This is a genomic window from Mycobacterium sp. 1245805.9 (genome assembly GCF_001672915.1).
Classification (GTDB): domain Bacteria; phylum Actinomycetota; class Actinomycetes; order Mycobacteriales; family Mycobacteriaceae; genus Mycobacterium.
On the sequence record NZ_LZKR01000153.1, the window covers coordinates 37,355 to 58,166 of the forward strand.

23 protein-coding genes are annotated in these 20,812 nt (G+C 68.8%); 15 read left to right on the plus strand and 8 right to left on the minus strand.

All coding sequences use genetic code 11. From position 1 onward, the window contains the following. Window positions 1-114 precede the first annotated feature (114 nt). Window positions 115-465 (plus strand): WhiB family transcriptional regulator, encoded by a 351-nt coding sequence (locus A9X00_RS20440; RefSeq protein ID WP_066938055.1) that lies wholly within the window; start codon window positions 115-117, stop codon window positions 463-465. Window positions 466-757: 292 nt separating this feature from the next. On the opposite strand, the gene A9X00_RS20445 is transcribed toward A9X00_RS20440, so the two are convergent. Both A9X00_RS20445 and A9X00_RS20450 read right to left on the minus strand, forming a co-directional pair. After that, complete coding sequence (locus A9X00_RS20445) at window positions 758-1,912, minus strand: ArsA family ATPase (protein ID WP_067157540.1); 1,155 nt, start codon at window positions 1,910-1,912, stop codon at window positions 758-760. Beyond that, a complete protein-coding gene (locus tag A9X00_RS20450; protein WP_067157543.1) occupies window positions 1,909-2,931 on the minus strand; it encodes an ArsA family ATPase in 1,023 nt (340 codons plus the stop codon). Before A9X00_RS20450 ends, A9X00_RS20445 begins: the two co-directional genes overlap by 4 nt. A gap of 77 nt (window positions 2,932-3,008) precedes the next feature. Between A9X00_RS20450 and A9X00_RS30860 the strand changes: the two genes are divergently transcribed. Genes A9X00_RS30860 through A9X00_RS20460 form a run of 3 tightly spaced genes read left to right on the plus strand, consistent with a single transcriptional unit; the run spans window position 3,009 to window position 4,428 of the window. Then, complete coding sequence (locus A9X00_RS30860) at window positions 3,009-3,170, plus strand: DUF4177 domain-containing protein (protein WP_007166633.1); 162 nt, start codon at window positions 3,009-3,011, stop codon at window positions 3,168-3,170. A 2-nt stretch (window positions 3,171-3,172) separates the two neighbouring features. Then, a complete protein-coding gene (locus A9X00_RS20455; RefSeq protein WP_067157546.1) occupies window positions 3,173-3,628 on the plus strand; it encodes a RidA family protein in 456 nt (151 codons plus the stop codon). Between the two features lie 5 nt (window positions 3,629-3,633). Next, the gene (locus A9X00_RS20460; RefSeq protein WP_067157549.1) at window positions 3,634-4,428 is read left to right on the plus strand and encodes an MBL fold metallo-hydrolase; all 795 of its coding nucleotides are present in this window, start codon (window positions 3,634-3,636) and stop codon (window positions 4,426-4,428) included. A gap of 60 nt (window positions 4,429-4,488) precedes the next feature. On the opposite strand, the gene crp is transcribed toward A9X00_RS20460, so the two are convergent. After that, window positions 4,489-5,163 (minus strand): cAMP-activated global transcriptional regulator CRP, encoded by a 675-nt coding sequence (gene crp, locus A9X00_RS20465; RefSeq protein WP_036465140.1) that lies wholly within the window; start codon window positions 5,161-5,163, stop codon window positions 4,489-4,491. 96 nt (window positions 5,164-5,259) lie between these two features. Further along, the gene (locus A9X00_RS20470) at window positions 5,260-5,655 is read right to left on the minus strand and encodes a hypothetical protein (protein WP_067157551.1); all 396 of its coding nucleotides are present in this window, start codon (window positions 5,653-5,655) and stop codon (window positions 5,260-5,262) included. Between the two features lie 161 nt (window positions 5,656-5,816). On the opposite strand from A9X00_RS20470, the gene nth reads away from it, so the two are divergent. Genes nth through marP form a run of 4 tightly spaced genes read left to right on the plus strand, consistent with a single transcriptional unit; the run spans window position 5,817 to window position 9,164 of the window. Further along, complete coding sequence (nth, locus tag A9X00_RS20475; protein ID WP_067157554.1) at window positions 5,817-6,497, plus strand: endonuclease III; 681 nt, start codon at window positions 5,817-5,819, stop codon at window positions 6,495-6,497. Window positions 6,498-6,514: 17 nt separating this feature from the next. Further along, the gene (locus A9X00_RS20480) at window positions 6,515-7,153 is read left to right on the plus strand and encodes a TlpA disulfide reductase family protein (RefSeq protein ID WP_067157557.1); all 639 of its coding nucleotides are present in this window, start codon (window positions 6,515-6,517) and stop codon (window positions 7,151-7,153) included. Between the two features lie 50 nt (window positions 7,154-7,203). Further along, window positions 7,204-7,959, plus strand: a complete 756-nt coding sequence (locus A9X00_RS20485) for a CoA pyrophosphatase (protein ID WP_082975411.1) — start codon at window positions 7,204-7,206, stop codon at window positions 7,957-7,959. Window positions 7,960-7,970: 11 nt separating this feature from the next. Further along, window positions 7,971-9,164, plus strand: coding sequence for an acid resistance serine protease MarP (marP, locus tag A9X00_RS20490; protein ID WP_156772200.1), 1,194 nt, complete (start codon window positions 7,971-7,973; stop codon window positions 9,162-9,164). On the opposite strand, the gene A9X00_RS20495 is transcribed toward marP, so the two are convergent. Both A9X00_RS20495 and A9X00_RS20500 read right to left on the minus strand, forming a co-directional pair. Further along, entirely contained in the window at window positions 9,157-10,134 is a 978-nt protein-coding gene (locus tag A9X00_RS20495) for an alpha/beta fold hydrolase (protein WP_067157566.1), read from the minus strand. The two genes, marP and A9X00_RS20495, sit on opposite strands and share 8 nt — an antisense overlap. Beyond that, window positions 10,135-10,665, minus strand: coding sequence for a phage holin family protein (locus tag A9X00_RS20500; protein ID WP_067157569.1), 531 nt, complete (start codon window positions 10,663-10,665; stop codon window positions 10,135-10,137). A gap of 185 nt (window positions 10,666-10,850) precedes the next feature. Between A9X00_RS20500 and A9X00_RS20505 the strand changes: the two genes are divergently transcribed. Further along, window positions 10,851-11,546 carry a S1 family peptidase gene (locus A9X00_RS20505; RefSeq protein ID WP_156772201.1) on the plus strand — a complete coding sequence of 232 codons (696 nt, stop codon included), beginning with the start codon at window positions 10,851-10,853 and terminating at the stop codon, window positions 11,544-11,546. Between the two features lie 10 nt (window positions 11,547-11,556). Here the strand turns inward: A9X00_RS20505 and acs are convergent, their stop codons facing one another. Then, a complete protein-coding gene (acs, locus tag A9X00_RS20510; protein WP_067157575.1) occupies window positions 11,557-13,506 on the minus strand; it encodes an acetate--CoA ligase in 1,950 nt (649 codons plus the stop codon). Window positions 13,507-13,698: 192 nt separating this feature from the next. Here acs and A9X00_RS20515 point away from each other — a divergent pair, with 192 nt between their 5' ends. Beyond that, window positions 13,699-14,172: a DUF4232 domain-containing protein gene (locus A9X00_RS20515; protein WP_067157578.1), complete on the plus strand. Its 474-nt coding sequence runs from the start codon at window positions 13,699-13,701 to the stop codon at window positions 14,170-14,172. 6 nt (window positions 14,173-14,178) lie between these two features. On the opposite strand, the gene A9X00_RS20520 is transcribed toward A9X00_RS20515, so the two are convergent. Then, on the minus strand, window positions 14,179-14,862 hold the full coding sequence (locus A9X00_RS20520) for a hypothetical protein (protein ID WP_067157582.1): 684 nt from the start codon (window positions 14,860-14,862) through the stop codon (window positions 14,179-14,181). Between the two features lie 67 nt (window positions 14,863-14,929). On the opposite strand from A9X00_RS20520, the gene A9X00_RS20525 reads away from it, so the two are divergent. The 5 genes from A9X00_RS20525 to A9X00_RS20545 are packed head-to-tail and all read left to right on the plus strand — an operon-like array spanning window position 14,930 to window position 20,710. Continuing rightward, window positions 14,930-16,546 (plus strand): ABC transporter substrate-binding protein, encoded by a 1,617-nt coding sequence (locus tag A9X00_RS20525; protein ID WP_067157585.1) that lies wholly within the window; start codon window positions 14,930-14,932, stop codon window positions 16,544-16,546. 1 nt (window position 16,547) lies between these two features. Beyond that, entirely contained in the window at window positions 16,548-17,474 is a 927-nt protein-coding gene (locus tag A9X00_RS20530) for an ABC transporter permease (RefSeq protein WP_067157588.1), read from the plus strand. After that, window positions 17,467-18,330, plus strand: a complete 864-nt coding sequence (locus A9X00_RS20535; protein WP_067157591.1) for an ABC transporter permease — start codon at window positions 17,467-17,469, stop codon at window positions 18,328-18,330. Before A9X00_RS20530 ends, A9X00_RS20535 begins: the two co-directional genes overlap by 8 nt. After that, a complete protein-coding gene (locus A9X00_RS20540; protein ID WP_067157594.1) occupies window positions 18,327-19,940 on the plus strand; it encodes an ABC transporter ATP-binding protein in 1,614 nt (537 codons plus the stop codon). Before A9X00_RS20535 ends, A9X00_RS20540 begins: the two co-directional genes overlap by 4 nt. An 11-nt stretch (window positions 19,941-19,951) precedes the next feature. Further along, window positions 19,952-20,710, plus strand: a complete 759-nt coding sequence (locus A9X00_RS20545) for an oxidoreductase (RefSeq protein WP_067157597.1) — start codon at window positions 19,952-19,954, stop codon at window positions 20,708-20,710. Window positions 20,711-20,812 lie beyond the last annotated feature (102 nt).

Below are 20,812 nucleotides of genomic sequence, written 5' to 3' on the forward strand. Positions count from 1 at the left end.
ACACACGGTGAGATTCAGATAACACCGATTTGCATGGTGTGGCGTAGATCGCAGCAGGGGTCTGCACCCGAGGAGGGCGGCCGCGACAAGCGGTCGGAAGGAAGGGAACAGCTCGTGTCAGGTTCACGGCCGGCCGCGCGTCGAACGAACATTGCGGCTGCTCAGGGCGTATTACGCAGTGTTGACGCCGAGGAACGGATCGCGTGGGTTTCGAAGGCGCTATGTCGGACCACTGACCCCGATGAACTGTTCGTTCGGGGCGCCGCCCAGCGCAAGGCGGCGGTGATCTGCCGCCACTGCCCCGTGATGCAGGAGTGCGGCGCGGACGCGTTGGACAACAAGGTCGAGTTCGGGGTGTGGGGTGGCATGACCGAGCGGCAGCGCCGGGCCCTGCTCAAGCAGCACCCAGAAGTCGTCTCCTGGCAGGACTTCTTCGACAAGCGCCGCGGCCGCAGCGTCGGCTGAGCCGGGGGTTACCAAGGACGCGTCCGGCTAACCCGGGGCGCACCTGAACTAACGGTCCTGAAAATATCTGTTTTCATGATTACGCTATTGTTACAACGCTGAGCGGCACTCTTACTGGACTGTGTTCAATACACTACTGGCTCGTGTTCAATACGAGCTGGCTTGTGCCCAATAGGAATTCGACAGCAACGAACCCGCCGACGCCAACCGCGACGGCTCATGTCAAATAGCCTCTGCGAGCGCCCGGCTGGCCCATTCTCGCTGGACTGACTGCTCACCAGGGGCGCGTTTCTCAGCCGCCCGCCGCGCGGGCCGCCTCGTCACCGATGGCGGTGATCTGATCGGCGAGCGCCCGCAGCGCGTCCAGATCCGAAACGTCGAACGGCAGCGACGGAACCCCGATGACCGGCACATGCGGGTGGGCTCCGGTGAAACGGGACAGCAGTCTGATTTCCCGCTTGGCGGTTTGCGCCCGGTCGGCGTGGATCTTCAGCACGGCGGAAGCCAGCGCGGCGGCCTCGGAATCGGAGGCGTCCAGGGTCTCGCTGCCGTCGATCGCGCGCTCGACCGGCAGGGAGCACAGCGTGGGGTGGGTTCGGTTCAGGACCAGTCCCGCGAGCGGCATGCCCTCCTGGGACAGCCGGTCGACGAAGAAGGCCGCCTCGCGCAGCGCGTCCGGTTCGGCCGCGGACACCACGACGAACTGCGTGCCGCGCCTCTTCAGCAGCGCGTAGGTGCGGTCGGCCTTTTCCCGCCAACCGCCGAAGGTCGATTCGAGTGACTGCACGAATGAACCGATGTCGCTGAGCAATTGCGAGCCCATGATTGTGGACATGCCCTTCATGGCCAAACCCATTGCACCGGTGACCAATCGGCCGATGCCGCGGCCGGGTGCGAGCAGCAGCCGCCACAACCGGCTATCCATGAAGCTGCCCAGTCGTTTTGGCGCATCCAGAAAGTCCAGCGCGTTGCGAGACGGCGGGGTGTCCACCACGATGAGGTCCCAGCGGTCCTGGTTCAGCAATTGGCCGAGCTTCTCCATCGCCATGTACTCCTGCGTGCCGGCAAGCGACGTGGCGACCGTCTGGTAGAACTGGTTGTTCAGCAACGCCTCTGCCCGCTCGGGGCCGGAGTACTGCATCACCATCTCGTCGAAGGTGCGGCGCATGTCGAGCATCATGGCGTGCAGCTCGCCCGGCACTTCGGGCGCCAGCGGGACTCGCTGCGGGGTGTTGCCGAGGTCGTTGACCCCGAGCGCCTGCGCCAGCCGCTTGGCCGGGTCGATCGTCAAAACGCAGACCGTGCGGCCGTATTCGGCGGCACGCAACGCCATCGCCGCCGCAGTGGTCGTCTTGCCCACCCCGCCGGCGCCGCAACACACGACCACCCGATTGGATCGGTCGGCCAGGATCGCGGCCATATCAAGGGTTTTCGGCGTTGCGCTCATCGGACCCCCTGCTGCGCAAGCGTTTCCGACAGCTCGTACAGACTTCCGAGGTCGACACCGTCGGAAATCGCCGGCAGCTCCAGCCGCGGGACCTTCAACGCGTCGAGTTGCTGCGCCGTCTCGGCGCGTGCGGTGATCCGGGTCGCGTGCTGAATGGTCTCCGTCAGCAGGCCCGCAAAGTCGCTGTCGCCGAGCTTGATTCCGGCCATCTCGAGACCGGCCCGCACGGAGTCCGCGTCCACGTCGCCCTCGGCGGCCTTCGCCAGATCGCGCGGCTCGAGGAACGACGGGATGTTGCGGTTCACGATCACGCTGCCGATCGGCAGCTCCATCTCGGCAAGCTCCTCGATGGCCTCGAGCGTTTCCTGCACCGGCAGCGCCTCCAACAGAGTGACCAGATGGATGGCGGTCTGATCGGAGTGCAGCAGCTTCACCACACCCTCGGATTGCGAGTGCACCGGCCCGCCCTTGGCAAGGTCGGACACCGCCTTGGTGACATCGAGGAAGCGCGCGATGCGGCCCGTCGGCGGCGCGTCGACGACGACCGCGTCGTAGACCGGGTTCTTGGCCCCCTTCTCGAGGCGGACCACCGACTCCTTGATCTTGCCGGTGAGCAGCACGTCGCGCAGGCCGGGCGCGATCGTCGTCGCGAATTCGATGGCGCCGATGCGTCGCATCGCCCGGCCCGCGATGCCCAGGTTGTAGAACATGTCCAGGTATTCCAGGAACGCGGCCTCGATGTCGATGGCCAGCGCGTTGACCTGACCGCCGCGCTCGGCGGTGGCGATCTTGAGCTCCTCGTAGGGCAGCGGCGGCACGTCGAAGAGTTGCGCAATCCCTTGGCGGCCTTCGACTTCGATGAGCAGGACCTTGCGGCCGCCCGCCGCCCGCGTCAGGGCGAGCGCGGCCGCGACCGTCGACTTACCCGTCCCGCCCTTGCCGGTCACGAAATGTAAGCGCGCCTTCGACAAGCGGGCGGGCCAACCGACGGAACTACCGCCGTTAGGAGTGGATGCCACCTTCGCATGCTAGCCCGGCCGCCGCACCGCCCTTGGGCTGGCCAGAGCCCTGGAAAGCCGACCGATAAGCTCGCGTCATGAGCCAACCCACCGCATGGGAATACGTCACGGTCCCGCTGCTGACGCACGCCACCAAACAGATCCTCGACCAGTGGGGGGCGGACGGCTGGGAGTTGGTGTCCGTACTGCCCGGGCCCACCGGCGAGCAGCACGTCGCATATCTGAAGCGCCCCAAGTAGAGATGAGCGCATCGGCCCGGCTCGGGCAGCTCGGCCTCACGCTTCCCGAGGTGGTTGCGCCGCTGGCGTCGTACGTTCCCGCGGTGCGGACCGGCAACCTGGTCTACACCTCCGGTCAGCTGCCGATGGACGGCGGAAAGCTCCCGCGGACCGGCAAGGTCGGTGCCGAGGTCAGCCCCGAGGACGCCAAGTCGCTGGCGCGGATCTGCGCGCTCAACGCGCTGGCCGCGGTGCACTCGCTGGTCGGCATCGACACCGTCGCGCGGGTGGTCAAGGTCGTCGGGTTCGTCGCATCGGCACCGGGTTTCCACGGCCAGCCCGGCGTCGTCAACGGCGCCTCCGACCTGCTCGGCGAGGTGTTCGGCGAGCGAGGCGCGCACGCGCGTTCGGCGGTCGGCGTGGCCGAGCTGCCGCTGGACGCGCCGGTGGAAGTGGAGCTGATCGTGGAGGTCGGCTGACGCCCGTGACCGAGACCGCAGAGTCGCTGACCCATCCCGCATACGGCAGGCTGCGGGCGGTCACCGACACTGCCTCGGTGCTGCTGGCCGACAACCCCGGCCTGATGACGCTGGAGGGCACCAACACCTGGGTGCTGCGCGGGCCGGGTAGCGACGAGCTGGTGATCGTGGATCCCGGCCCCGACGACGACGAACACATCGCCCGGATCGCCGCGCTGGGCCGCGTCGCGCTGGTCCTGATCAGCCACCGGCACGGCGACCACACCGACGGCATCGACAAGCTGGTCGAGCTGACCGGGGCGACGGTCCGGTCCGCGGGCAGCGGATTCCTGCGCGGCCTGGGCGGTCACCTGACCGACGGCGAAGTGATCGATGCGGCCGGCCTCAAGATCAAGGTGATGGCGACGCCCGGTCACACCGCCGACTCGCTGTCGTTCCTGCTCGACGACGCCGTGCTGACCGCCGACACCGTGCTGGGCCGCGGCACCACCGTCATCGACAAGGAGGACGGCAGCCTGGCCGACTACCTGGAATCACTGCGGCGGCTGCGCGGATTGGGCCGGCGCACGGTGCTGCCCGGGCACGGCCCCCAGCTGCACGACCTGGAATCCGTCGCGTCCGGCTACCTGACGCACCGGCACGAACGTCTGGAGCAGGTGCGCGCCGCGCTGTGGGATCTCGGTAATGAGGCCACCACGCGGGAGATCGTCGAGTACGTCTACGTCGACGTCGACGAGAAGCTCTGGGACGTGGCCGAATGGTCGGTGCAGGCGCAACTGGACTACCTGCGTCGAGACTGAAGTTTTGCAGGAGAAGTGCGAGTAGGGGCCTGCAAAATTACAGGCTCGGCGCAACCGGGATCAGCGCGCGCGCCGCGCCAGCCGCTCGGAGTCCGAGATCAGCACGCTCTTGCCCTCCAGGCGGATCCAGCCGCGGTGGGCGAAGTCGGCCAGGGCCTTGTTGACCGTTTCCCGCGAGGCGCCGACGAGTTGGGCGATCTCCTCTTGGGTGAGGTCGTGGGTGACCCGCATCGCGCCGCCCTCCTGGGTGCCGAACCGCTGGGCCAGCTGCAGCAGCTGCTTGGCCACCCTGCCGGGCACGTCGGTGAAGATCAGGTCGGCGAGGTTGTTGTTGGTCCGGCGCAGCCGTCGGGCGAGGACCCGCAGCAGTTGCTCGGCGATTTCCGGGCGGTCGGCGATCCAGGCCCGCAGCGCGTCGCGGTCCATCGACACCGCTCGAACTTCGGTGATGGTGGTCGCGCTGGAAGTCCGCGGGCCGGGGTCGAAGATCGACAACTCGCCGAACATGTCCGACGGGCCCATGATCGTCAGCAGATTCTCGCGGCCGTCCGGCGACCGCCGGCCGATTTTGACCTTCCCCGAAACGATGATGTACAGCCGGTCGCCCGGTTCCCCCTCGGCGAAAACCGTGTGCCCGCGCGGGAAGTCGACGGGTTGCAATTGTTTGGTCAGCGCGGTGACCGCGCCGGGCTCAACCCCTTGGAAGATTCCTGCCCTTGCCAGGATCTCGTCCACCGTTGCCTCTTCAGCTTCCAGTTGTGATACGGGCAGGCCAACCCTGCTCGTGTGACGCAAGTCTAGAGGTAGGCCAATTGTGTCCAACGTGCCACGCTACACACGATTGACGTGTCTAGTCCCCCCTAATTGTGGATTGACATGCGAAAGGGGCCTTATCCGCGTCGGTAGACCGGCCTCGTCGCGGTCGCCCAGGGCGGTGGCAAACACCGGCTTGGCGTGCCGCGGTCCGATTGCCGGGCGCGCCGGCGGTGAATCCACGGGCCGCAGGGCCTGGCGCCGATGCAGGTATTCCAGCGCCTCGGGCATGCCTTCGCGGGCCAGCGTGTGCACGTCGACGGCCTCGGCGTACTCGAGGAATTCGTCGACGTCGGCCACGGAGACGGTGTCGTGGGCGAGGTCGGATTCCAGCCGGCCCAGACCGAACGTCACGAGCATCAACAGCCCGGGAACGCACGCCACCAGCAACCATGACACAGGGAAAGTAAACATGGCTTAGGTCTCAGCCAGATCACGAAATCAGTACTCTGTCGTAGGTGACAGCGGCAAAGGCATCCGGACGCTCGAAGTCAACGCCTTCCGCTCCGGACGGTGCCGTCGGCGATCGTTGGTCCAAAGAAACGCGAGTCGGGTTGGTGCGACGGGCGCGGCGAATGAATCGCGCACTGGCGCAAGCGTTTCCGGACGCCCACTGCGAGCTCGACTTCACGACGCCGCTGGAGCTGACGGTGGCCACCATCCTCTCGGCGCAGAGCACCGACAAGCGGGTCAACCTGACCACGCCGGCGTTGTTCAAGCGATACCGCTCCGCGCTGGATTATGCGCAAGCCGACCGCGACGAACTGGAAAACCTCATCCGTCCCACCGGTTTCTTCCGCAACAAGGCGTCGTCGCTGATCGGGCTGGGGCAGGCCCTCGTCGAGCGGTTCGACGGCGAGGTGCCGTCGACCATGGCCGAGCTGGTCACCCTGCCCGGGGTGGGCCGCAAGACCGCCAATGTGATTCTGGGCAACGCCTTCGGCATCCCGGGAATCACCGTCGACACCCATTTCTCGCGGTTGATGCACCGGTGGCGGTGGACCATCGAAAAGGATCCCGTCAAGATCGAGCACGCGGCCGGCGAGCTGATCGAACGCCGGGAGTGGACCATGCTCAGCCACCGGGTCATCTTCCACGGCCGCCGCGTCTGCCACGCCCGCAAACCGGCGTGCGGTGCCTGCATCCTCGCCAAGGACTGCCCGTCCTTCGGGCTGGGCCCCACCGACCCGCTGCTCGCCGCGCCCCTCGTCCAGGGCCCGGAAACCGAGCACCTGCTGGCCCTGGTCGGGCTGTAGTACCGGGGCGCGCGACGTTGACCCGGACCACCCGGTGGACCATCGCCATCCTGGCGGTGGTGGCCGCGTTGGTCGCGGCGCTGGTGGCGTCGCTGCACGACGATTCGGCACCGACCGCGACAACACCGGCGCCCGCCCCCCGGGAGCACCGCGACGCCGACACACCCGCCGCGCTGGCGGGTCCGCGCGAGCGCGCCAACCTGCCGCGGTGTCCCGCGCCCGGCGGGGGCCCCGGCCCGGCCGCGCTGCGCGGCGTCACGGTGGAATGCGCCGCCGACGGTTCGGCCGTCGACGTCGCCCGCGCGCTGGCCGGACACCGCGTGGTCCTCAACCTCTGGGCGTATTGGTGCGCGCCGTGCGCGGCCGAACTTCCCGCGATGGCCGAGTATCAGCGGCGGGTCGGGTCGGACGTGATGGTGGTGACGGTTCACCAGGACGAGAACGAGACGGCGGGGTTACTGCGGTTGGCGGAGTTGGGTGTTCGGCTGCCGACGCTGCAGGACGGCCGTCGTCGGGTCGCGGCCGCGCTGCGTGTGGTAAATGTGATGCCTGCGACGGTCGTCCTCCGGCCGGACGGTAGCGTTGCGCAGATGCTGCCGCGGCCTTTCGCCAGTGCCGACGAGATCGCAGCTGCGGTCGGAAACGACGCGGGATAGGCAGATTGACTGGACCGAGGGAGGCGCCGGTGAGTTCAGTCATCCCGCTGATGCCCGACGTGTCCCCGCCCTGGTTGCGTCCGCTGGTGGACAACGTCGGTCAGATCCCCGAGGCGTACCGGCATCGGCTGCCCGCCGGCGTGCTCGCGATGGTGACCGCATCCAAGGCCGCCGCATCGATGGCGTCGTTGCTCGGTGACGACCGCGAGGCGGCGGTGCTGGTGTTGTTCTCGGGTCCCGAGTCCGGCCCGGCCGACGGCGGTGTGCCCGACGATGCCGACCTGTTGCTGACCGTGCGGGCCTCGACATTGCGCCACCACGCCGGCCAGGCGGCCTTTCCCGGCGGCGCCTCCGATCCCGGCGACGACGGCCCGGTGGCCACCGCGCTGCGCGAGGCGCAGGAGGAAACCGGGATCGACGTCAGCCGGCTGCGTCCGCTGGCCACGATGGAACGGACGTTCATCGCGCCGTCGCGGTTCCACGTCGTCCCCGTGCTGGCCTACTCGCCGGACCCCGGGCCGGTGGGCGTCGTCGACGAGACCGAAACGGCGATCGTGTCGCGGGTTCCGGTGCGCGCCTTCATCAATCCGGAGAACCGGCTGATGGTGTACCGCGGCAACCTCGGCCGCCGCTGGGCCGGGCCGGCGTTTCTGCTGAATCAGATGCTGGTGTGGGGATTCACCGGCCAGGTGATCTCCGCGGTGCTGGATGTCGCCGGCTGGGCCCGGCCCTGGGACACCACCAAGATCTTGGAGCTCGACGAGGCGATGGTGCTGGTCGGCGAGGCGGGCGGTCGCCGTCGATGAACATGAATTCGATGACGCCGTCGCAGTGGCTGGACATCGCCGTGCTGGCGGTCGCTTTCATCGCGGCCATCTCGGGTTGGCGTTCGGGGGCGCTGGGCTCGCTGCTGTCGTTCGTCGGCGTGTTGCTCGGCGCCATCGCGGGCGTGCTGCTGGCGCCGCACATCGTCAGCCACATCGCCGCGCCCCGCGCCAAGCTGTTCACCGCGCTGTTCTTGATCCTCGCGCTGGTCGTCGTCGGTGAGGTCGCCGGCGTGGTGCTGGGGCGGGCCGTGCGCGGCGCGATCCACAGCCGCACAATCCGGACCGTCGACTCCGTCATCGGCGTGGGCGTCCAGCTGGTGGTGGTGCTGACCGCGGCGTGGCTGCTGGCCACCCCGCTGACGCAGTCCAAGGACCAGCCCGAACTGGCCGCCGCGGTCCGGGGTTCGCGGGTGCTCGCGCAGGTCAACGAGGTCGCGCCGCCCTGGCTGAAGACGGTGCCCAAGCGCCTCTCGGCGCTGTTGAACACCTCCGGCCTGCCCGCGGTGCTCGAGCCGTTCAGCCGCACCCCGGTGATTCCGGTCGCGTCGCCCGACCCCGCCCTGGCCACCAACCCGGTGGTGACGAACGCCGCGCCGAGCGTGGTCAAGGTGCGCAGCCTCGCGCCCAGCTGCCAAAAGGTTTTGGAGGGCAGCGGATTCGTGATCGCGCCCGACCGGGTGATGACCAACGCGCACGTGGTGGCCGGGTCCAACAGCGTCCAGATCTACGCCAGCGGCAACCCCCTCGACGCGACCGTGGTGTCCTACGACCCATCGGTCGACATCGCAATCCTCGCCGTCCCGAACCTGTCGGCGGCGCCGTTGGCCTTCGCCCAGGGCGAGGCGAAAAGCGGCGAAAGCGTTGTGGTGCTGGGCTATCCGGGCGGCGGCAACTTCACCGCCACCCCGGCCCGGATCCGCGAGGCCATCAGGCTCAGCGGCCCCGACATCTACCGGGATCCGGCGCCGGTCACCCGCGACGTGTACACCATCAGAGCCAGTGTGGAGCAAGGCAATTCGGGAGGTCCGTTGATCGACCTCAACGGCCACGTGCTCGGCGTCGTGTTCGGCGCCGCCGTCGACGACCCCGACACCGGGTTCGTGTTGACCGCCGACGAGGTCGCCAGCCAGCTCTCCAAGATCGGCGACACCCAGCAGGTCGCCACCGGGTCCTGCGTCAGCTGACGGGACGCCCGTACACCAGCTCGAGGAACTTCATCAGGTGCCGGTTGATTTCCTCGGGGGCCTCTTCGTGGCTGAAATGTCCTGCGCCGGTGATGGATACGTAGCGGCCCTGGGGCGCGTAGCGCTGGGTGCGGTCGACCGGGTCGGCGAGCACGTAGGGATCGGCGTCACCGCGCAGGTGCAGCAGCGGCAGGCCGAGCTGCCGGCTCATCGACTTCATGAACCGCCGGCCCTCGCCGCGCAGCTGGCTGCGCACCGCCCAGCGCTGGTATTCCAGCGCGGAGTGCGCGGCCGCCGGTATCCGAATCGCCGTCCGCATGTGCCGGACGGTCTGTGAAAAATCCTCGGAGGCAACCCATTTGGGGCAGCTCCGGCTCCGGACGAGGCGCTCGATCTCCGTGGCGTCGTGCCGCGTCAGCAGCCGCTCCGGCCAGATGGGCAGCTGGTATTGCAGCAACGTCGGCAGCAGGGCATACCCCTGGTCGCGCCGGGTCAGGGTGGATCGCCGCAGCGCCGCCGGGTGCGGCGAGCTGATCAGCGCGATGGCGCGCACCAGTCGCGGATGCAGCAGCGCGGTGGCCCAGCAGGCCAGCCCGCCGTCGGCGTGGCCGACCAGCGTCGCCGACGAGTGCCCCAGCGCGCGGATCAGCCCGGCGGTGTCGCCGGCCAGCGTCCAGCCGTCGTAGCCGCGGGGCGGTTTGTCGCTGCCGCCGTAGCCCCGCAGGTCGACCGCGACCACGCGCGCCCCGGTCAGCCCCCGCAGCTGATGCCGCCAAGACCACCAGAACGATCCGAAACCGTGCAGCAGCATCACCAGCGGCCGCGCGGTGGCCGGCTGCGCCGGCGGCACGCCGTCGCCTTGCCCGTCGGGCAGGGCCTCGACGACGTGGAATCGGATGCCGTTGGCGTGCACGTCCAGGTGTCGCCACGGCCCGTCGATGCGGGTGACCGACGGATCGGGTGCCGGCATCTACCAACCCGAGGGATCCGCGGGCTTTGCGTGCCTGCCGCCGGAGGACTCGGTGAGCTCCTTCGGGGCCGGGGCGGGCTTGTCGTGGCCGGGGGTGAGCGCGGTGCGCGTCTCCTTGACCGATTCGATGGTCTGCCGCGGGCCGCGGATGCGGCGGACCTTCAGGAAGCCCAGCAAGCCGAGCACGGCGCCGACGACCACCATGATCCCGAACACGATCAGGAACGCCACCCAGCGCCATAGCCATTCGTCGAGCAGCTCGGCGAGGAAGAAAAAGAAAAAGAACGTCGAATAGAACAGCACCACCAGCGCGGCGATGAAATAGACGCTGCCGGTCAGGCCCTTCTTGACGTCCCGGGTGATCTCCGAACGGGCCAGTTCGACCTCGGCGCGGACCAGGGTGGACATCTGCGCTGTGGCGTCTTTGATCAGGTCACCGATCGACGGCTCGGCCGGCTTGGCGTGCGGGTCGGCCAACGGAATCGTGGTCAGCGTGCTGGGCACACCGTTGTTGCGATCGTCTTTGCTCACGGACCGTCCTCTCGGTTCTCTCGTCGCGGTTCATGTTGCCATGCGGTGCGGTGCCAAACGAGGCCAGCTGAAGGCGCCGCGGGAGGGCACTCGGTTGCGCCATCTGCGCTGACGAATCCGCCACCCCGGCCGACTAGACTGACCAGGCCGCTCAGGATGTCCGACCGCTCGATGGGGGTAATGCTTTGCAGACTGCCTACCGTTGCTACAAGGCGGCGATGGTGGCCGTGCTGGTGGCCCTGATGAGCGTCCCCGCCAAGGCGGCCGCCGACGACCGGGTCCCGATGGGCGGCGGCGCCGGCATCGTCGTCAACGGCGACAACATGTGCACCCTGACGACGATCGGCACCGATGCCGCCGGGGAGCTGATCGGCTTCACCTCGGCGCACTGCGGCGGCCCGGGCGCGCAGGTCGCCGCCGAGGCCGCCCAGGACAGGGGCCCGCTGGGCGTGATGGTCGCCGGCAACGACAACCTCGACTACGCGGTGATCAAGTTCGATCCGGCCAAGGTGGCGCCGGTGGCCAACTACAACGGCTTTGTGATCAGCGGCATCGGCCCGGATCCGACGTTTGGACAGGTCGCCTGCAAGCAGGGCCGCACGACGGGCAATTCCTGCGGGGTCACCTGGGGCCCCGGCCAGGACCCGGGCACCATCGTCATGCAGGTGTGCGGCCAGCCCGGTGACTCCGGGGCGCCGGTAACCGTGAACAACCTGCTGGTCGGCATGATTCACGGGGCGTTCAGCGACAACCTGCCCACGTGCGTCATCAAGTACATCCCGCTGCACACGCCGGCGGTGGTGCAGTCGTTCAACGCGATCATGGCCGACATCAACGCCAAGCACCGGGCCGGCGCGGGATTCGTGCCGCTGCCCGGCTGAGCGGGCCCGCCTACTTCGCGCTCCTGATCGCGTCGAACACGCCGGGGTCGAGCAGCGTCGACGTGTCGCCCAGCTCGCGGTTCTCGGCGATGTCGCGCAACAGCCGGCGCATGATCTTGCCGCTGCGGGTCTTGGGCAGTTCGGGCACCACGTGGATCTCGCGCGGCTTGGCGATGGGTGAGATCTCCTTGGCCACCTCGGCGCGCAGCTCGTCGACGATCCCGTCGTGCACCTCGTATTCGGCGCACAGGACGACGAACGCGCAGACGGCTTGGCCCGTGGTCTCGTCGGCCTTCGCGACCACCGCGGCCTCGGCGACTCCGTGGTGGCCGACGAGCGCCGACTCCAACTCGGCGCTCGAGAGCCGGTGCCCCGACACGTTCATCACGTCGTCGATGCGGCCCACCACCCAGATGGCGCCGTCGCGGTCGTAATAGGCGCTGTCGCCGGCGAAGTACCAGCCCTGCTCGGCGAATCGGGACCAGTAGGTCTCGACGTAACGCTCCGCATCGCCCCAGATGCCGCGCAGCATGGAGGGCCACGGCTGGTCCAGAACCAAGTAGCCGGTGATGTGTTCGCCGTGATGGACGGCGGGCGTCAATCGCTCGCCGTGGTCGTCGACGATGCTCGCGGAGATGCCCGGCAATGCCCTCATCGCCGAACCCGGTTTGGCCGCGGTGATCCCGGGCAGCGGGGAGATCATCGCGGCGCCCGTTTCGGTCTGCCACCAGGTGTCGACGATGGGCAGGCTGTCGGCGCCGATCACCATGCGGTACCAGCGCCACGCCTCGGGGTTGATCGGCTCGCCCACCGTGCCCAGCAGTCGCAGGCTGGACAGGTCGTGCGCGTCGGGGATCTCGCGCCCCCACTTCATGAACGTCCGAATCAGCGTGGGTGCGGTGTAATAGACTGTCACCCCGTACTTTTCGATGATCTCGAAATGCCGGTGTTGGGTCGGCGAGTCGGGCGTCCCCTCGTAGAGAACCTCGGTGACCCCGTTGGACAGCGGACCGTAGACACCGTAGGTGTGTCCGGTGACCCAGCCGATGTCGGCGGTGCACCAATAGACGTCGCGCTCGGGCTTGATGTCGAAGACGTAGTAGTGCGTGTAGGAGGATTGGGTCAGGTAGCCGCCGCTGGTGTGCACGATGCCCTTGGGCTTGCCGGTGGTGCCCGAGGTGTACAGCAGGAACAGCGGCTGCTCGGCGTCGAACGCGTCGGGGGTGTGTTCGTCCGAGGCCGCGTCGACGACCTCGTGCCACCACAGGTCGCGGTCGTCGTTCCAGGACACGTCAATTCCGGTGCGCCGCACCACCAGAACGCGCTCGACGGGACTGTCCGGATCCGAGACCGCCTCGTCGGCCGCCTCCTTCAGCGGCGCGGGCTTGCCGCGGCGGAACTGCCCGTCGGTAGTTATCAGCAGCTTGGCCTCGGCGTCGGCGATGCGGGCGCGCAGCGCCTTGGCGGTGAAACCCGCGAACACGACGCTGTGCATGACACCCAGGCGCGCGCAGGCCAGCATCGCGATGACGGCCTCGGGGATCAAGGGCATGTAGATGGCGACGCGGTCACCGGCGACCAGGTCGAGGTCGGTCAGCGCGTTGGCCGCCTTGCACACCTCTTTCTGCAGATCGGCATAGGTCAGGCTGCGGCTGTCGCCGGGCTCGCCCTCCCAGTGGATGGCGACGCGATCCCCGTGGCCGGCCGCCACGTGGCGGTCCACGCAGTTGTAGGCGACGTTGAGCTTGCCGTCGGCGAACCATTTGGCGAAGGGCGCCTCCGACCAGTCCAGGATCTCGGTGAACGGTGTCGACCAGGCGAGCCGGTTGGCCTGCTTGGCCCAGAACGCCAGCCGGTCCTGCTCGGCCTCGCGGTACAGCTCCTCACCCGCGTTGGCCTGCTCGGCGAACTGCGCCGACGGCGGATAGGACGTCGGTCCCTCGGTGTGGGTGGCGGTCACTGGATTCCTCCTAGCGTCGAGGCTCGTCAACCGTCAGTGAGCCTAGACCTTCCAGATGAAATGCCGTCGCCCGATCCGGGGTCATATACGTCCGCGTGCCGCATAATCACCGATGTGCCGGGTACGCCGCGCTTGCGATCGCGACTAGCTTTCAGCTTCGCCGCGGCCGCAACGACTTACGCGGCGACGACGATGTCGGGGGCGCTGGGATCGCCCGCGCGGGCCGCGCCGGCCGACGCCGTCGACCAGCCGGCGCCGTGCTGGTCGGAGCAGGTCGCGGTCAGCGCTTCGCCGACGCAGGCCGCCGTCGGCCACCGCGGCGTGACGCTGCTGTTCGCCCTCGCCGGCGGCGCGGACCCCTGCACGCTCACCGGTTACCCGAGCGTCGACTCGGGCAGCGGCGGGCCGCTCATTCACGCCCAGCCGACGCCGCGCGGTTACCTGGGTGGGCTGCCCGCCAGCGTCGACGTCCCGCCGACGGTCACCCTGTCGCTGTCGACGCAGGGGCAGGCAGTCGTGGAGGGCGTGGCCGTCGACGCCGACGGCAAGCCGTGCCCCGGCTACACCGACCTGGCGGTCAGCCCTCCCGCCATCCTGCAGGTGTTCACCGTGCCGGCGGCTATCGACGCCTGCCGGCTGGAGGTCCATCCCGTCACCGCCGACTGATGGTGCTCAGGTGCGTGCCAGGCAGTAGACGCGCGGCGGCACCGGATAGGCGATGGCCTTGTCGCCGGACGCGCACCGCGCCGTGTCCGTGCTGCCGTCGATGCGCTGGACGACTCGGTCCAGCGCCGGCTGGGGCTCGGCGCAGTCGTCCGGCCTCAGCGTCAGGTTTTCGGCTCCGTTGGTCAGTTGGTAGCAGCGGCCCTGCTGGAGGTTGAGCGCGAAGCACAGGATGGCGGAGTCGTCGGTGTACCGGCTGTAGACGGAGTTGTCGCGCTTGCCGTCCGGGCAGTTCGCCGCGGGGCTGCCCTTGTAGGCGAGTTGATAGGTGTTCGCCGGGTTCGTGCAGTCGTTGGCCGGTCGTGAACTGAAAGACCTTGCGAGAAACGCGTTTTGGTCGATGCACTGACCCACCGGCATGGACTTGTCGGTATCGAACAGGCTCCTCTTGTTCAGTCGCACGAGGTTTCCCGCGACCTCGAGCGCACCCAGCGTGAGCAGTACGGCGCCGACGACGATCAGCGCGGTGGCCCACTTCGCGGGGCGCGCCGGCGCCGAATCCGGGGCTCCGGTGGTGACGGCCCGCACGCTGCGCGCGCGCAACCCCAGTATCAGACAGACCAGTCCGATCGCCGGAACGGCGAACATCGCCGCCAGATATCCGACCTGAAGGCCGACCTCGCGCGCGGTCACGGCGCCATCCTAGTCGCGGCGCGCGTCCCGTTCGGCCGGCGGCGCCGCAGGCCTTAGGGTCGCTGGCATGCGTCGGATGCGGGCCGCGCTGGCCGTCCTTGCCGCCGGGATGCTGGCGGCCGGGACGCTGGCCGGCTGCGGCGGCGGCATGCTCAGCCCCGATCTGGTGGTGGTCAACAGCGGGGAGCCGCCGAACCCGTTGATTCCGACCGGCACCACCGACAGCCTGGGTGGGCGGATCCTCGATCGACTGTTCGCCGGCCTGGTGTCCTACGATGCCGCCGGCAAACCTTCGCTGGAGGTGGCGCAGTCGATCGAGACCACCGATAACGTCAACTACCGGATCCTGCTCAAACCGGACTGGAAGTTCACCGACGGCTCGCCGGTGACGGCCCACTCGTTCGTCGACGCCTGGAACTACGGGGCGCTGAGCACCAATGCCCAACTGCAGCAAGACTTTTTCAGCCCGATCGACGGTTTCGACGAGGTTGCCGGTGCCGATCCAAAGCGGACCACCATGTCCGGGCTGCGGGTGGTCAACGATCTCGAGTTCGGCGTGCACCTCAAGGCGCCCACCGTCGACTTCGTGCTGCGGCTGGGCCATAGTGCGTTCTATCCCTTGCCGGACAGCGCATTTCGGGACATGGTGGCGTTCGGCCGCAACCCCGTCGGCGACGGCCCGTACCAGCTTTCCGACGGACCCGACGGGCCGGCATGGGAACACAACGTGAAGATCGACCTGCGACCAAACCCCAGTTACCACGGCAACCGCAAGCCGCGCAACAAGGGCCTGAGGTTCGAGTTCTACGGCAACCTGGACACCGCTTATGCCGACCTGCTGTCCGGCAATCTCGATGTCCTGGACACGATTCCGTCGAGCGCGCTAACGATCTACAAGCGTGACCTGGGTGGTAACTTCGCCAGCGGTCCCGTCGCGGTGAGCCAGTCGCTCGACACTCCGCTGCGGCTACCGCACTTCGGCGGTGAGGAGGGCCGGCTGCGCAGGTTGGCGTTGTCGGCGGCCATCAACCGTCCGCAGATCTGTCAGCAGATCTTCAATGGAACCCGCAGCCCGGCACGCGATTTCACCGCCCGATCGCTACCCGGGTTCGATCCGAACATCCCGGGCAACGACGCGTTGGACTTCAACCCCGAACGGGCCCGGCAGCTCTGGGCGCAGGCCAACGCGATCGCGCCGTGGAGCGGGCGCTACCTGATCGCCTACAACGCCGACAGTGGCCATCAGGAGTGGGTGGACGCGGTCGCCAACAGCATCAAGAACGTGCTGGGCATCGATGCCGCCGGCGCGCCGCACCCCACCTTCGCGGGATACCGCACCCTGATCACCAACCACACGATCGACACCGCGTTCCGTGCGGGCTGGATCGGGGACTACCCGTCGAGGATCGAGTTCCTCGCCCCGCTGTACGCGACGGGCGCGGGATCCAACGACGTCGGGTACGCCAGCCGGGCGTTCGACGCCGCGCTGGCCACCGCCGAGGCCGCGCCCAGCCTGCAGGAGGCGGACGCGCTGGTCAACGCCGCACAGCGAATCCTGCTGCACGACATGCCCGCCGTGCCGCTCTGGTATTACATCGCCGTGCTGGGATGGTCGTCGGCGGTGCGTGGCGTCACGGTGACCTGGAACGGGATGCCTGACTACGAGAACATCGTCAAGGCCTGACATGGGTTGGTACATCGCGCGCCGGATCGCCGTCATGGTGCCGGTTTTCCTCGGCGCCACGCTGCTGATCTACGCCATGGTCTTCCTGTTGCCGGGTGACCCGGTGGCCGCGATCGCCGGGGATCGGCCGCTGACACCCGCGGTGGCCGCAGCGCTGCGCTCCCGTTATCACCTCGACGATCCCTTCCTGGTCCAGTACCTGCGCTACCTGGGCGGCATCTTCCGCGGCGACCTGGGCCGCGCCTATTCCGGGCTGCCAGTCAGTTCGGTTCTGGCACATGCCTTTCCGGTGACCATCCGGCTCGCGCTGATCGCCCTGGTGGTGGAGGCGGTGCTGGGGATCGGGTTCGGTGTGATCGCCGGCCTGCGCCAGGGGGGCATCTTCGACGCGACGGTGCTCGTCACCGGGCTGATCATCATCGCGATCCCCATTTTCGTGCTGGGCTTTTTGGCGCAGTTCGTGTTCGGCGTGCGGTTGGGGATCGCGCCGGTCACCGTCGGCGAACGGGCGACCTTCGGGCGACTGCTCTTGCCCGGGATCGTATTGGGCGCCGTGTCATTCGCCTACGTGGTGCGGTTGACCCGCTCCTCGGTGGCCGCAAACGCGCACGCGGACTACGTCCGCACCGCCACCGCCAAGGGATTGTCGCGGCCCCGGGTCGTGACGGTACACATCCTGCGAAATTCGCTGATCCCGGTGGTGACCTTCCTGGGCGCGGATCTGGGCGCGTTGATGGGCGGAGCCATCGTGACCGAGGGCATCTTCAACATCCACGGTGTCGGCGGCGTGCTGTATCAGGCGGTCACCCGGCAGGAGGCGCCGACGGTGGTGTCGATCGTGACGGTGCTGGTGCTGATCTATCTGGTCACCAATCTGCTGGTGGACCTGCTGTACGCGGCCCTGGACCCAAGGATCCGCTATGGATGAGCACTCCGGCTTCTGGGGCGAGACCTGGCGCAAGCTGCGCCGGCGGCCGAAGTTCTTCGTCGCCGGCGCGCTGATCCTGTTCGTCGTTGCGGTGGCGGCGTTTCCGGCGTTGTTCACCGGGGCCGATCCCAGCTATGCCGATCCCGCCCAGAGCCTGCTCGGGCCGTCGTCGGCGCACTGGTTCGGCACCGATCTGCAGGGCCACGACATCTACGCGCGCACCGTCTACGGAGCGCGGGCCTCGGTCTCCGTCGGGCTGGGCGCCACGCTGCTGGTGTTCGTCGTCGGCGGGGTGCTGGGCGCGCTGGCCGGCTTCTACGGCGGTTGGGTCGACGCGGTGGTCTCCCGGGTCACCGACGTGTTCTTCGGATTGCCGCTGCTGTTGGCCGCCATCGTGCTGATGCAGGTCTTGCACCACCGCACGGTGTGGACGGTGATCGCCATACTGGCCCTATTCGGCTGGCCGCAGGTGGCCAGGATCGCCCGCGGTGCGGTGCTCGAGGTGCGCGCCAGTGATTACGTGCTGGCCGCGAAGGCGCTGGGGTTGAACAGGTTTCAGATCTTGGTGCGCCACGCGGTGCCCAACGCGCTGGGCCCGGTGATCGCGGTGGCGACCATCGCCCTGGGCCTATTCATCGTCACCGAGGCGACGCTGTCCTACCTCGGGGTCGGGCTGCCGACGTCGGTGGTGTCGTGGGGTGGCGACATCAACATCGCGCAAACCCGGCTGCGCGCCGGCTCGCCCATTTTGTTCTATCCGGCCGGCGCGCTGGCGATTACGGTGCTGGCGTTCATGATGATGGGTGACGCCCTGCGCGACGCCCTGGACCCGGCGTCGCGGGCGCTGCGCGCATGAGCACGCAAGCGGCGCCGCTGCTGTCGGTCGAGGGCCTGGAAATCAGGTTCGGGACAAACGCCCCCGTCGTGTGCGGCGTGGACCTGACTTTGCTGCGCGGCCAGACCGTCGCGGTGGTCGGGGAGTCCGGATCCGGGAAGTCCACGACGGCCGCCGCGATCCTCGGGCTGCTGCCGCCCGGCGGCCGAATCTCGGCCGGCCGCATCGTGTTCGACGGGCGCGACATCACCGGCGCCGACCACCGACAGCTGCGGTCGATCAGGGGTCGCGCCATCGGCTACGTGCCCCAGGACCCGATGACCAACCTCAACCCCGTCTGGAAGGTGGGGTTCCAGATCTCAGAAGCGTTGCGGGCGAACACCTCTAGCCGCGACACGCGGCGCCGCGGGGTCGAGCTACTGGCCGAGGCGGGCATGCCGGATCCGGCCAAACAGGCGGGCCGGTACCCCCATCAGTTGTCCGGCGGCATGTGCCAGCGCGCGCTGATCGCCATCGGGTTGGCCGGCCGGCCGAAGCTACTCATCGCGGACGAGCCGACGTCCGCTCTCGACGTCACCGTGCAGCGCCAGGTGCTCGACCACCTGCAGGGCCTCACCGACCAACTCGGCACCGCGCTGCTGCTGATCACCCACGACCTGGCGCTCGCCGCCGAACGGGCCGAGTCGGTGATCGTCGTCCATCGCGGCGTGGTGGTGGAATCCGGTGAGGCGCAAGCCATCCTGCGGGAGCCGCAGCACGAATACACCCGGCGGCTGGTGGCCGCCGCGCCGTCGCTGACCTCGAGCCGGTCACGCACCCAGGCGGAACCCGGCGAGGACATCCTCGTCGCCTCGGAACTGACCAAGGTCTACCGGGAGTCGCGCGGGGCGCCTGGGTGGCTAGGAAAGCGCCGCGCGGAGTTTCGTGCCGTCGACGCCGTGTCGTTTCGGCTGCGCCGCGCGAGCACTCTGGCGATCGCGGGCGAGTCGGGGTCGGGGAAGTCGACGCTGGCGCGGATGGTGTTGGGTCTGCTGCGACCCACGTCGGGCACGGTGGTTTTCGACGGCACCCGGATCGACGACGGGTTGGACCGCGAGCAGGAGCTGGCGTTCCGGCGGCGCGTGCAGCCGGTGTTCCAAAACCCTTACAGCAGTTTGGATCCCATGTATTCGGTGTTTCGCGCCATCGAGGAGCCGCTGCGGATCCACCGCGTCGGTGACCGCAGGCAGCGCGAGCGGGCGGTACGCGACCTCGTCGACCACGTCGCGCTGCCGTCGTCGGTGTTGCGGCGGCTGCCCCGCGAGCTGTCGGGCGGCCAACGGCAGCGGGTGGCGATCGCCCGGGCGCTGGCGCTGCGGCCGGAGGTGCTGGTGTGCGACGAGGCCGTCTCGGCGCTCGACGTGCTCGTGCAGGCTCAGATACTGGACCTGCTCGCCGACCTGCAGGCCGAGCTGGGCCTGACCTACTTGTTCATCAGCCACGATCTGGCGGTGATCCGGCAGATCGCCGACGACGTCCTGGTGATGCGGGCCGGCCGGGTCGTGGAGCAGGCGCCCACCGAGGAGCTGTTCGCCCGGCCCGCCCACGAGTACACCCAGCGGTTGTTGGAGGCCATTCCTCGTCCCCGATAGGTTGGCTACCTGTGACGTCTGACCCCCTGGCCCCGCTGCTGGAACTTCCCGGCGTCGCCGAGGCCAGCGACCGGGCCCGCGACGCGCTGGGCCGCGCCCATCGCCACCCGGCCAACCTGCGGCGCTGGCCGGTGACCGCCGCCGAGGCGGCGTTGCGCGCGGCGCGCGCCTCCTCGGTGCTCGATGGTGGTCCGGTACGGCTGGACGATCTGGCGGACGCCGCGCAGGTGAGCGAGCCGGTTTTCGGCGGGGCGCTGCGGGTGGCCCAGGCGCTGGAGGGCGGGGGAGGGCCGCTGGTCGGGATCTGGCAACGCGCGCCGTTGCAGGCGCTGGCCCGCCTGCATGTGCTCGCGGCGGCCGACCAGGTCGACGAGGATCGGCTCGGGCGCCCGCGGACCGACGCCGACATCGGGCCGCGGCTGGAGTTGCTGGCGGAATTGGTGACCGGCCGCACGTCCGCGCCGGCGCCGGTGGTGGCCGCCGTCGCACACGGAGAGCTGCTGACGCTCAAGCCGTTTGGCAGCGCCAACGGCGTCGTGGCGCGGGCCGTGTCGCGGCTGGTGACGATCGCCAGCGGGCTTGACCCGCACGGGTTGGGTGTGCCCGAGGTGAGTTGGATGCGGCAGCCGGCGGATTACCGCGATGCCGCGCGCGGATTCGCCGACGGTACGCCGGACGGTGTCGGCGCCTGGCTGGTGCTGTGTTGCCGCGCGCTTCAAGCCGGCGCGCAGGAGGCTTTGACGATCGCCGAATCGCTGCCGAAGCGGTAGCCGGTAGGCGCCGAAATCGGCGGCACGGAATTTGTTTCACAAATGTAAAGCGGGCGACGTCCCGAATTATTCGGTCCGCCGCCCGCTAGCACGGAACTCGGT

Excerpts from the sequence above, each read along its gene's own strand:
- A9X00_RS20445 (WP_067157540.1), bottom strand. The coding sequence starts at position 1,912 with ATGAGCGCAACGCCGAAAACCCTTGATATGGCCGCGATCCTGGCCGAC.
- A9X00_RS30860 (WP_007166633.1), top strand. The coding sequence starts at position 3,009 with ATGAGCCAACCCACCGCATGGGAATACGTCACGGTCCCGCTGCTGACG.
- A9X00_RS20455 (WP_067157546.1), top strand. The coding sequence starts at position 3,173 with ATGAGCGCATCGGCCCGGCTCGGGCAGCTCGGCCTCACGCTTCCCGAG.
- A9X00_RS20470 (WP_067157551.1), bottom strand. The coding sequence starts at position 5,655 with ATGTTTACTTTCCCTGTGTCATGGTTGCTGGTGGCGTGCGTTCCCGGG.
- nth (WP_067157554.1), top strand. The coding sequence starts at position 5,817 with ATGAATCGCGCACTGGCGCAAGCGTTTCCGGACGCCCACTGCGAGCTC.
- A9X00_RS20485 (WP_082975411.1), top strand. The coding sequence starts at position 7,204 with ATGCCCGACGTGTCCCCGCCCTGGTTGCGTCCGCTGGTGGACAACGTC.
- marP (WP_156772200.1), top strand. The coding sequence starts at position 7,971 with ATGACGCCGTCGCAGTGGCTGGACATCGCCGTGCTGGCGGTCGCTTTC.
- A9X00_RS20495 (WP_067157566.1), bottom strand. The coding sequence starts at position 10,134 with ATGCCGGCACCCGATCCGTCGGTCACCCGCATCGACGGGCCGTGGCGA.
- A9X00_RS20515 (WP_067157578.1), top strand. The coding sequence starts at position 13,699 with ATGTCGGGGGCGCTGGGATCGCCCGCGCGGGCCGCGCCGGCCGACGCC.
- A9X00_RS20525 (WP_067157585.1), top strand. The coding sequence starts at position 14,930 with ATGCGTCGGATGCGGGCCGCGCTGGCCGTCCTTGCCGCCGGGATGCTG.
- A9X00_RS20530 (WP_067157588.1), top strand. The coding sequence starts at position 16,548 with ATGGGTTGGTACATCGCGCGCCGGATCGCCGTCATGGTGCCGGTTTTC.
- A9X00_RS20535 (WP_067157591.1), top strand. The coding sequence starts at position 17,467 with ATGGATGAGCACTCCGGCTTCTGGGGCGAGACCTGGCGCAAGCTGCGC.
- A9X00_RS20540 (WP_067157594.1), top strand. The coding sequence starts at position 18,327 with ATGAGCACGCAAGCGGCGCCGCTGCTGTCGGTCGAGGGCCTGGAAATC.